The organism is Streptomyces lomondensis (assembly GCF_014651035.1).
Taxonomy (GTDB): Bacteria; Actinomycetota; Actinomycetes; order Streptomycetales; family Streptomycetaceae; genus Streptomyces; species Streptomyces lomondensis.
The window spans coordinates 492357-503354 of record NZ_BMWC01000002.1 but is presented as its reverse complement, the minus strand read 5'-3'; the positions used below and the strand labels follow the sequence as shown (position 1 = coordinate 503354).

At 74.0% G+C, this 10998-nt stretch carries 7 protein-coding genes; 3 read left to right on the top strand and 4 right to left on the bottom strand.

All coding sequences use genetic code 11. From position 1 onward, the window contains the following. Window positions 1-44: 44 nt before the first annotated feature. Window positions 45-1583, bottom strand: a complete 1539-nt coding sequence (locus IE255_RS09690) for a M23 family metallopeptidase (RefSeq protein ID WP_372487517.1) — start codon at window positions 1581-1583, stop codon at window positions 45-47. A gap of 296 nt (window positions 1584-1879) precedes the next feature. Continuing rightward, on the bottom strand, window positions 1880-2746 hold the full coding sequence (locus tag IE255_RS09685) for an esterase/lipase family protein (protein ID WP_190049775.1): 867 nt from the start codon (window positions 2744-2746) through the stop codon (window positions 1880-1882). Window positions 2747-3279: 533 nt separating this feature from the next. Between IE255_RS09685 and icmB the strand changes: the two genes are divergently transcribed. Then, the gene (gene icmB / locus IE255_RS09680; RefSeq protein WP_190049774.1) at window positions 3280-3702 is read left to right on the top strand and encodes a coenzyme B12-dependent isobutyryl CoA mutase small subunit; all 423 of its coding nucleotides are present in this window, start codon (window positions 3280-3282) and stop codon (window positions 3700-3702) included. A 305-nt stretch (window positions 3703-4007) separates the two neighbouring features. Here the strand turns inward: icmB and IE255_RS09675 are convergent, their stop codons facing one another. Together IE255_RS09675 and IE255_RS09670 are read right to left on the bottom strand one after the other, a co-directional pair. Then, window positions 4008-5681 carry a DUF5691 domain-containing protein gene (locus IE255_RS09675; RefSeq protein ID WP_190049773.1) on the bottom strand — a complete coding sequence of 558 codons (1674 nt, stop codon included), beginning with the start codon at window positions 5679-5681 and terminating at the stop codon, window positions 4008-4010. Window positions 5682-5826: 145 nt separating this feature from the next. Next, entirely contained in the window at window positions 5827-7182 is a 1356-nt protein-coding gene (locus IE255_RS09670) for an SWIM zinc finger family protein (RefSeq protein ID WP_190049772.1), read from the bottom strand. A gap of 145 nt (window positions 7183-7327) precedes the next feature. On the opposite strand from IE255_RS09670, the gene IE255_RS09665 reads away from it, so the two are divergent. Both IE255_RS09665 and IE255_RS09660 read left to right on the top strand, forming a co-directional pair. Then, window positions 7328-8458 carry an ATP-binding protein gene (locus IE255_RS09665; RefSeq protein ID WP_190049771.1) on the top strand — a complete coding sequence of 377 codons (1131 nt, stop codon included), beginning with the start codon at window positions 7328-7330 and terminating at the stop codon, window positions 8456-8458. Between the two features lie 34 nt (window positions 8459-8492). Next, complete coding sequence (locus tag IE255_RS09660; protein WP_234560119.1) at window positions 8493-10901, top strand: DUF5682 family protein; 2409 nt, start codon at window positions 8493-8495, stop codon at window positions 10899-10901. Window positions 10902-10998 lie beyond the last annotated feature (97 nt).

Here is a 10998-nt window from a genome sequence, read left to right as displayed (position 1 = left end):
ACAGACGCCCCCCGTCGGCTCGACCGGCGGGGGCTGCCGGGACGTTACGCCGGGTCGACGCCGTGGCTGCGCAGCCACGGGAGCGGGTCGATCGCCGAACCGCCGGCGGGGCGCACCTCGAAGTGCAGGTGCGGGCCGGTGGAGTTGCCGGAGTTGCCGGAGCGCGCGATCGGGTCGCCGGCCTTCACGGTCGTACCCGAGGGGACCGTGTACGTGGAGAGGTGGCAGTACCACGTCTCCGTGCCGTCCTTCGCGGTCACGACCATCATGTTGCCGTACGCGCTGTTCCACTGCGTGCGCACGGTGCCGTCGGTCGCGGCCATCACGGTCGTGCCGTACGACACGGGGAAGTCGATGCCGGTGTGCAGGGACATCCAGTTGATGCCGGACTGGCCGTAGTAGGCGCTGAGTCCGTGCTGCGCGACCGGCAGGGCGAACTTCGGCCGCAGCCGCTCCTTGCGGGCCGCCTCCTCCGCCGCCCGCTTCCGCTCGGCCGCCTGCTGGGCCTTGAGGTCGATGCGCTCCTGCGTACGGCTGGCCCGGTCGGCGAAGTCGTCGGCGCCGGCGGCGAGGCTCTGCAGCTGCGTGTCCAGCTTGTTGTTGGCGGCGGCCGGCTTCACCGGCTGCGCGTCCGCCGCGGTCGTGTGCGCCTCCGCGGCGCCGTCGTCGGTGAGGCTGCCGACGGAGGCGGCGGCGATCCCGGCGACGCCCATCACGCACGCCGAGGGCACCGCGATGGTCAGCAGCGCCGAGCGCTTGGGGGGCGTACGGCGGCGGGAACGGGACCCGGCGCGCGAGGCGGCCCGTGAGGCCGGGGGCGGGGTGACCTCCTCCTGGTCGTCCAGGAGCGGGCCGACGGTGGGGAGTTCGCCGGTGGCGGCCGGATCGCCGCCGTCCGACGCGGGGTCGTGGTAGCCGGCCCCGGCGGATTCGTCGTAGGCGACCTGCTCGAACGTCGCGGTCTCGTGCTGGTCGAAGGGCTCGGCCGGGTGCTCGTACCCGTCGGAGGCCGGGGCGGCGGCGCCGTCGGTGTTCCACTGCGTGGCGTCGTAGGCGCCGGTGTCGAAGGCCTGCGTGCCCCATTCCCACTGCTGGGTCTGGTCGGCCGGGTTGCCGGACTGGTCGGGCTGGAGCCAGGCCCCGGCGTCCCACTGCCCGGTGCTGTCGGGCGACGTGGCCTGCGGCGGGATGACCGACAGCGGCTGCTGCTCGGCCGTCCAGGAGGTCGTGTCGTAGACGCCGGTGTCGTAGGCGGCGTGGTGCTGGGCCGCGTACGCGTCGTAGTGCGGGTTCTCGTGCGTGCCCGTGGGCCAGTGGCCGGTGTCGTACGTGCCCGTGTCGTGGCCGGTGCCCGGCATGTCGCCGAAGAGGGGGTCGGTGGCGAAACTCGCGGTGGTGTGCCCGGTGGCGTCGAAACCGGTGCCGTCCGTGCCGCTCGCGTCAAAACCGGTGGCGGCGTAGTCGCCGTACGTGGTGAAGTCGCCGTACTGGGCTTCCTGGGTGCCGTACGACGTGTAGTGCGCCGAGGTGGCGTCGGAAGCCGGAGCCGGGGCCATGGTCCCCGACGGGTGACGGTCGTTCACCAACTTCTCTTTCGCCTCGACAACAGGGGCTGCCAGAGCAGTGCGGCGACTGTACCCGGCGGTACGCGGGCACGACAATCTTCGACAGGTTTCGCGCGCGCAGGAAACGGGCATTCGGCCGTGTTTCGGCGGACTGCGGGCGCGGGTTTGGCCCTGTGTTCGATGTTTGTTCGAGGCTGGTCGGGGTGTCGATGGAGTTCGTCGTCTGTATGACGAGTCTGTGAGCCAGGTGTGACGGGCTGAGGGCCGACTGTCGCTCGACCGAGTGGCGAAACGGTGAGTGAGCCGGGCCGGTCTCAGGCCACCGTGAGGCCGTCGGCACGGCCGGCGGACGGTTCACCCGGGCGAGCCGTGTCCAGGACCTGCCGTATTCCGTTGGCGACGGCGGGGTGCACGGGCAGGGCGAGATGACCGATGCCGGTCACTCGCACGTTCTGCACCGTCAGGTCGGGGTGGTCGATGCAGGCCGTCTCCAGCGGATCCATCACGTGGTCCAGGTCGCTCCAGAAACTGACGAAGTGCGTACGGCAGCCAGGGGCGGGCCGAGTGAGCTCCTCGAGCACCGGTGAGCCGGGGCGCATCTGGCGCACGATGGGGTGCGCGTTCGCCAGGGGCATCACTCGGGTGCCGGAGTGCGGCGTGCCGAGTGTCACAAGGGTGCGCACGCGCGTGTCGCCGCCGAGCCGCTGCACGTAGTAACGCGCTATCAGACCGCCGAGGCTGTGCCCGACGACGTCGACCTGCCGGGCTCCGGTGCGCTCGCAGATTTCCTCTATGTGCCGGCCGAGCAGCTCGGCCGCGGCGCGTATGTCGCAGGTCAGCGGCGAGTAGTTGAGGGACTCGATCTGCTGCCTGCCGTGCTGGGCGAGGCTGCGGCGCAGCAGGACGAAGACCGAGCGGTTGTCGATGAAGCCGTGCAGCAGGACGACCGGGGGCTTGGCCCGGGTGGGCAGTTGGGCGGCGCCGTCGGCGGTGGGCAGTGGCGGGGCGGGGGCTCGCCGCTCCTGGGCGATGCCGGAGGGGTAGAGGAGGAGATGTCCGGCCAGGATCGCGATCTCCAGGGCGGTGGCCTTCAGGAGGGCCATCGACAGTCCCGCCAGCCGGCTCGGCAACAGGCGTTGGCAGAACGGCAGAAAGGGCAGAGCCTCCCGCGTGACCTTCATCGCCGACCTCCTGTCGGCACGCGGAAGGACAGCTTTGCCCCCCGTGTGCTCTCGTGGAAAGCCGGTGCGAAGGCGGCCGGTCGTGACCGCGCGGACGGCGTGAGCCGCGTGAGCTGCGGGGGCTGAGCGTGGCGTGTGGCCTGTGTGATGCCAGTGGTGCGAGGGAGTCCTTGGTCCCTGTGGTGACGGGACTCCCCGCTGTTGCGCCGTGCCTGCCCTGCGTGCTGTGCGTGCGGTGCTTGTCCTGCGTGCCCTGCCTGCCTTCGCCGAAGTGCCGTACCGCCGCGGTGCGTGGTGGGTGGCGCGGCGGTACGGCGACCTCGTTGCGGCTCCCCTTGCGCTTGTCCCATCGTGTGATTTCCCCCTCGGTCGGCGTCGCGAAACTGCCGGTTGCGGGATCCTGTAGATAACGTTCGTTCACTTGCCCGGGCGGTTCGGGGTAGGCCGGTGCGGTGTGTGCGGCATGTACGGCATGCCTGATGTGTGCGGTACTTGTCGGAACGGATGGATGTAGTCGCTTCATGGAGGCAGTGATGGGTGTGGCAGCCGGTCCGATCCGCGTCGTGGTGGCCAAGCCGGGGCTCGACGGCCACGACCGTGGGGCCAAGGTGATCGCGCGGGCCCTGCGCGACGCCGGTATGGAGGTCATCTACACCGGGCTCCACCAGACGCCCGAGCAGATCGTCGACACGGCGCTCCAGGAGGACGCCGACGCGATCGGGCTCTCCATCCTCTCCGGCGCGCACAACACGCTCTTCGCGGCGGTGATCGACCTGCTCAAGGAGCGGGACGCGGAGGACATCCTGGTCTTCGGCGGCGGGATCATCCCCGAGGCGGACATCCCCCTGCTGAAGGAGAAGGGCGTCGCGGAGATCTTCACGCCCGGCGCGACGACAGCGTCGATCGTGGACTGGGTCCGGGCGAACGCACGCCAGCCGGCGGCCTCCGGCGGCTGACCCGGAGGGTTCGGGGCGGGCCGTTGCCGGTGCGCTGCGGGTGGTGGACGTGAGGCGTGGGTGCCTGGCTGAGGCGAGGTGTTCGTGCCCGGCTGGGGGCTCGCGAACCGCCGAGGTGGGGCATCCCTGACCGGTCGGCTCCGGGTGCCTGTGGGCGGTTCGGGTGTGGACCGCTCGGCGGCCCGCCGACGCAGTGGGCCAGGGGCTGCCGGGGCGATGGTCCGTGGTGGATCGCGCGCACTTTCCGGCCGCTGTGGCCCACCCCGTGGCACCGAGCCGGTGCTGTCCCGCTCGGCCGGTGAGCCTCAGTTCTGCGCCGGCCCCATCTCCTCCACCATCGCCGCGCGCAGGCGCAGCGTCGTGACCAGGCGCTGGAAGGCCTCCGCCCAGTAGCCACCTGCTCCCGGGGACGCGTTCTCCGGTTCGTCCGGTACGGCCAGCAGGGCGTCGAGGCGGCCGGATTCGGACGGGTCGAGGCAACGCTCGGCCAGGCCCATGACTCCGCTGAAACTCCATGGATAACTCCCCGCGTCCCGAGCGATGTTGAGCGCGTCCACCACGGCCCGGCCGAGCGGCGGAGCCCACGGCACCGCGCACACGCCGAGCAGTTGGAAGGCCTCGGACAGGCCGTGCGTCGCGATGAAGCCGGCCACCCACTCGGCCCGTTCGGCGGCGCCCAGCGTGCCGAGCAGCTTGGCGCGTTCGGCCAGGGACACCGCGCCCGGACCGCCCGCCTCCGGTGCCGAGGGCTCGCCGAGCAGCGCGCGCGACCACTCGGCGTTCCGCTGGCGCACCGCGGCCCGGCACCACGCCGCGTGCAACTCGCCCTGCCAGTCGTCGGCCACCGGCAGCGCCACGATCTCCCGGGGTGTCCGCCCGCCCAGCCGCCGCGACCAGGTCCCGAGCGGTGCCGCCTCCACCAACTGGCCGAACCACCAGGACCGTTCGCCCCGCCCGGCCGGGGCCTTCGCCACGACGCCGTCGCGCTCCATGCCCGCATCGCACTCATGGGGTGCTTCGACGACGATCGTCGGTGCGGCATGCGGGTCCGGCGAGGTCCGCGTGTCCCGCCCGGTCCCCGCGGACTGGGTGTGGTCGATGGCCACGCAGGCCTCCGCCCTGACCGCCATCCGCGCGGCGAGTGCCGAACCGGGCAGTGCCGACAGCAGTTCCGCCGCCGTCGCCCTGACGTTGCGGCTGCGGTCGGCGAGGGCCTGTTCCAGGAACGGCTCGTCGTCCGGGCCAAGGCCCGTGCGCAGGGAGTCGAGGAACATCAGCCGGTCCTCGGCCCGTTCCGTCGCCCAGGTCGTCTCGAGCAGGGAGCGCGCGGCGGCCGGCTCCCGGTCCCGCAGCGCGGACAGGAGGGCGACCCGTTCGGCGAACAGGCCCTCCTGCCACAGCTGCTGGGTCCTGTCGTCGTCCTCCAGGTGCGGCAGGGCAGCTCCACCGCCCGGTGTGGAGCGCAGGGCGAACCGCCAGTCCGGGTTCAGCCGCGCCAGCCACAGGGCCCGCGGCCCCGCGAACTCCAGCGCGGCCGGGCGCAGGTCCGTCCGCCCCCGGGCCGCGTCGAGCAGCGCGGGCAGCACCTGCGGGGGCGGCGCGAAACCACGGGCGTTCGCCGCCGCGAGCCACTGGGGCAGCAGCTCCATGAGGTCGGGCGCGGTGCCCCGGCGGCCGCCGCCGGACCCGCCGGGGCGGTCGGCCAGCAGCATCGCGAGTCTGCGGGCGGCCGCCGGCGGCAGGGGCGGCCGCGGGTCCTCCGGGGCCGGCCGCGGGCGCTCCGCCGCCCGCGCCGGACGCAGACCGGCCCGTCGCCGTACGGTCTCCAGGGCCGCCGCGTCCAGCAGGGCCACCGGTGCGTCCGAGCCCGGGGCGGTGCCCGGCGGGGTGCGCCGGGCCGTGCCCAGCAGCGCCGTGGTGACGAGCCCCTCCCAAGCGCCCGTGCCGGGCGCGTCCACAGGAGCGGAGGTCCTGGTCATGAGCTTCCTTTCCGCCGGGCGCCCAGGGGTGGTTGAAGGCTCACCCTTACCGGTTGTCCCGTGATGCCTGAAAGATTCGTGGATCCCTGAGAAGGGCGGGTCTGCTCGGACTGGTCGGGCGCCCGATGGCTCAGGGCCCGATGGCTCAGCACAGCGCCACCGCGTCGCCCGCGCCCTCGGGCCAGGCCGTCAGCGGCGTGAAACCCTGGTGGCCGCATTCGCCGAAGACCCTGACCGGGGCGCCGCCCGACAGGGCGACGAGCCGCCACAGGCCCGGCCGGGACCGCGCGGCGGGGGTGAGCGGCAGCGCCGCGTCCTCGTCGGCGTCCGCCAGCTGCCAGGAGTCGCCGTCCGGCACCGGGACGACCCGCTCCAGCGTCACCGGGATGGACTCCAGCCACGGATCGTCGCGCAGGGCGTCGCCGTAACGGGCCGCCGCCTGCGACGTCGTCAGCCCCGGCGGACGTATCGCCGCCGGCGCGGGCGGTGCGAACTGCTCGCCCAGGGCCACCCGCGGCTGCCCGGCGCCCGGGTATGCGGACACCTCGGCCTCCAGGGTCAGCCCCACCGGCAGCGCCAGCTCCGGGGCGCGGCCGGCGGCACCGTAGGAGAGGAGCAGCACCGTGCGGTGCGATTCGGCGCCGTGGAGCCAGATCCGGCGGGTCGTCAGGCGCGGATCCGTCGTGTCGTACTGGGCGAGGACCAGCCAGCGGTCCCGCACCGGCGGGCCGTCCGCCGAGGCCGGCAGGCCGATGCGGGAGCGGACCGTGGCGGCGAGGCCGTCCGGCAGCCGCTCGCGGCGCAGCCAGCCCTGGCCGAGGAGATGCAGCAGCGCGCACTGCTCCAGCAGCCGCACCGGCCAGCCCGGGCCGGTGGACGGGATGGCGCCCAACTCCCGGACGCGGGCGGCCAGGCCCTGCGCCTGGGCGTCGACCATGCGGGCCGCCGTCTCCTCCCAGAGGCCGTAGCCGGACTGCTCCGCCGACGCCAGGCCACTCCGCAACAGATCCGCCAGGCGCTGCTCCAGCTCCACCGCGCCCGCCGTGACCCGCTCGGCCCGGCGCTCCGCCCGGCGCCGCGCCGCCTCCGGATCAGCGGACGCAGACGAAGAACCCGGGCTCTCCCCGGCCTTCTTCTCCTCCGCGCGCTGGCGCCGCCCCGCTATCCACTGCCCGGCCCACTCCGGTGCCTCTCCCGCCGGCACCGCCCCGTCGCCGCCCGCCCAGAGCAGCAGCAGCCCGAGCGCGTGCTTGCACGGGAACTTGCGGCTCGGGCAACTGCACTTGTACGCGGGCCCGGAGGCGTCCGCGATGTCCACGATCGTCTGATACGGCTTGCTCCCGCTGCCCTTGCACAGCCCCCACACCGTCCCCTCGTCGGAACTCCCCGCCTCGGACCACGGCCCCGCCGCGCCGAGTTTGCTTCCCGCTTTGCGTGATGCGGCGTCAGGCGCCAGTGCCAGCACCTGGTCCGCGGTCCAGCGCACCCCCTGCTGAGTCATGCCATCGAAGGTAGATCCCCCCACTGACAATCGGTCCCGCGAGCGGCACCGGCACAGTGTTTCCGCAGGTCAGAACGGATTGTCAGTGGTGTGGTGCAACGTTGGTGCCAGATCCGAACCGGCCGAGCTGGAGGGGGACTTTGCCATGACTGTGTCCGTTGAGCCGACGTCCGTCGAAGCAGGGGAGACGGAGCCGACCCAGGCATTGCGACCGCACGCCGAGGACGCCTTCGCCGGCGAACTCGCCACGCTCGCCGCGCAGGACGACCGTCCGCGCCCGGCCCGCTGGAAGCTGTCGCCGTGGGCCGTCGCGACGTACCTGCTCGGCGGCACCCTGCCGGACGGCACGGTGATCACACCCAAGTACGTCGGCCCGCGCCGCATCGTCGAGGTCGCCGTCACCACGCTCGCCACCGACCGCGCCCTGCTCCTGCTCGGCGTGCCCGGCACGGCGAAGACCTGGGTCTCCGAGCACCTGGCCGCGGCGGTCAGCGGCGACTCCACGCTGCTGGTGCAGGGCACCGCCGGCACCCCGGAGGAGGCCATCCGGTACGGCTGGAACTACGCGCAGCTGCTCGCCCACGGCCCGAGCCGCGACGCCCTCGTACCCAGCCCGGTCATGCGGGCGATGGCGGAGGGCATGACGGCCCGCGTCGAGGAGCTGACCCGCATCCCGGCCGACGTGCAGGACACGCTCATCACGATCCTGTCGGAGAAGACGCTGCCGATACCGGAGCTGGGCCAGGAGGTGCAGGCGGTCCGCGGCTTCAACCTGATCGCCACGGCCAACGACCGCGACCGCGGGGTCAACGACCTGTCCAGCGCCCTGCGCCGCCGTTTCAACACGGTCGTGCTGCCGCTGCCGGAGAGCCCCGAGGCCGAGGTCGCCATCGTCTCGCGCCGCGTCGACCAGATCGGCCGCTCCCTCGACCTGCCGGCCGCACCCGACGGTCTCGACGAGATCCGCCGTGTCGTCACGGTCTTCCGGGAGCTGCGCGACGGGGTCACGGCCGACGGCCGGACGAAGCTGAAGTCGCCGAGCGGCACGCTGTCCACGGCCGAGGCGATCTCCGTCGTCACCAACGGGCTCGCGCTGGCGGCCCACTTCGGCGACGGCGTGCTGCGGCCGGGCGATGTCGCCGCCGGGATCCTCGGCGCGGTGGTCCGGGACCCGGCGGCCGACCGCGTCATCTGGCAGGAGTACCTGGAGACGGTCGTCCGCGAGCGGGACGACTGGAAGGACTTCTACCGGGCCTGCCGTGAGGTGAGCGTGTGAGGGACACGGGGCGGGGGCTTGTCGGGGGGCGGACATGGGTTGGGAGGGGAACCAAGTGACGGACGTGGAAAGGGCCGTAGGCCGGGGGGCCGGGGCGGGGCCGGTGCTGCTCGGGGTGCGGCATCACGGGCCGGGGTCGGCGCGGGCCGTGCGGGCGGCGCTGGAGGAGACCCGGCCGGGCGTGGTGCTGATCGAGGGGCCGCCCGAGGCCGACGCGCTGATCCCGCTCGCAGCCGACGAGGAGATGCGGCCGCCGGTCGCCCTGCTCGCCCATGCCGTGGACGAACCCGGCCGGTCGGCGTTCTGGCCGCTGGCCGAGTTCTCCCCGGAGTGGGTCGCCCTCCGCTGGGCCCTGGAGCACGGTGTCCCGGCCCGCTTCATCGACCTGCCGGCCACGCACACACTGGCCTGGGGGAGGCAGGAGGACCAGGCGGGAGCGGAGGGGGAGTCCCCTCTCGACGCCGACCCGGCGGACAGCGAGGGCGACTCCGGCCCCGCCGACGCGCGGATCGATCCGCTGGGGGTGCTCGCCGAGGCCGCCGGCTACGACGACCCGGAGCGCTGGTGGGAGGACGTCGTCGAGCACCGGGGCGTGGGGGAGGGGGACGCGCTCGCGCCGTTCACCGCACTCGAGGAGGCCATGGGGGCGCTGCGGGAGACCTACGGAAGCGGGGGACACGACCGGGACCTGGTGCGGGAGGCGCACATGCGGCTCCAGGTGCGGGCGGCGCAGCGGGAGTTCGAGGACGGCGTGGCCGTCGTCTGCGGGGCCTGGCATGTGCCCGCCCTGCGGCGGAAGACCACCGTCGCCGCGGACAAGGCGCTGCTGAAGGGATTGCCCAAGGTCAAGACGGACATGACCTGGGTGCCGTGGACCCACCGCAGGCTCTCCCGGTACAGCGGGTACGGGGCCGGCATCGACTCGCCGGGCTGGTACGGGCACTTGTTCAGCGCCCCGGACCGGCCGGTCGAGCGGTGGCTGACCAAGGTGGCGGGGCTGCTGCGCGCCGAGGACCGGATCGTCTCCTCCGCGCACGTCATCGAGGCCGTGCGGCTGGCCGAGACGCTCGCCGCGATGCGCGGCCGGCCGCTGCCGGGCCTGAGCGAGACGACCGACGCGGTGCGGGCGGTGATGTGCGAGGGCTCGGACGTGCCGCTGGAGCTGGTGCGGGACCGGCTGGTCGTGGGGGACGTGCTGGGGGAGGTGCCGTCGACGGCGCCGGCCGTTCCGTTGCAGCGGGACCTCGCCCGGCTCCAGCGCCGGCTGCGGCTGAAGCCGGAGGCGCTGGAGCGGGAGGTGGAGCTCGACCTGCGCAAGGAGACCGACGCCGCCCGCAGCAGGCTGCTGCACCGGCTGCGGCTGCTCGGCATCGCCTGGGGCGAACCGGCCGCCTCGCGGGGCAGTACGGGCACGTTCCGGGAGACATGGCGGCTGCGCTGGGAGCCCGAGCTGTCCGTGCGGGTGGCCGAGGCGGGGGTGTGGGGGACGACCGTCCTGTCCGCCGCCAACGCCAACGCCGAGGCGGACGCCGTGGCCGCGGAGGGCCTCGCCGACGTCACCGCGCTCGCCGAGCGCTGCCTGCTGGCCGAACTGCCCGGCGCGCTGCCGACCGTGATGCGGATCCTCGCCGACCGAGCGGCCCTCGACACGGACGTCGGCCAGCTCGCCCAGGCGCTGCCGGCCCTGGTCCGCTCCCTGCGCTACGGCGATGTGCGCGGCACGGACACCGGGGCCCTCGGGGAGGTCGCCGCGGGCCTGGCCGAGCGGGTCTTCGTCGGCCTGCCCCCGGCCTGCGCCGCGCTCGACGCGGACGCCGCCGAGGAGATGCGGCGTCACGTGGACGCGGTGCACGGGGCCGTGGGGCTCCTGGGGGACACCCCCGCGGCGGGACACGGCCACCTGAGAGGCCGCTGGCAGTCGGTGCTGCGGGTGCTGTCCGGGCGGGACACCGTGCCCGGGGTGATCCGGGGGCGGGCCGTGCGGCTCCTGCTCGACGACGGGGAGCTGGCGCAGGACGAGGCGGCGCGGCTCATGGGGCTCGTCCTGTCCCCGGGCACGCCGCCCGCGGACGCGGCCGCGTGGATCGAGGGCTTCGTCGGAGGAGGCTCCGGCGGCGGGATGCTCCTGGTGCACGACGAACGGCTGCTCGGCCTGGTCGACGCGTGGCTGACCGGCGTACCGGCGGAGGCGTTCACGGACGTGCTGCCCCTGCTGCGGCGGACGTTCTCGGCCTACGAGCCCGGGGTGCGCCGGACCCTCGGCGAACTGGTCCGACGCGGGCCGGGTGCCGAGGGAGGCACCGCAGCCGCCGGCACCGGCATACCCGGCTTCGCGGCCGAACTCGACACGGCGCGCGCGGACGCCGTGCTGCCGGTGATGCGGCTGCTGCTCGGGCTGGACGAAGAGGACACCGAAAAGGACCTGATGGGGGTGGCGGGATGACGACCGACGGACTGAGCGAGCCGACGACGAGGGCGGCACAGGGGGACACCGCCGGGAACGGCGCCCGGGCGGACGGCCGGCCGACGACGACCGTGCC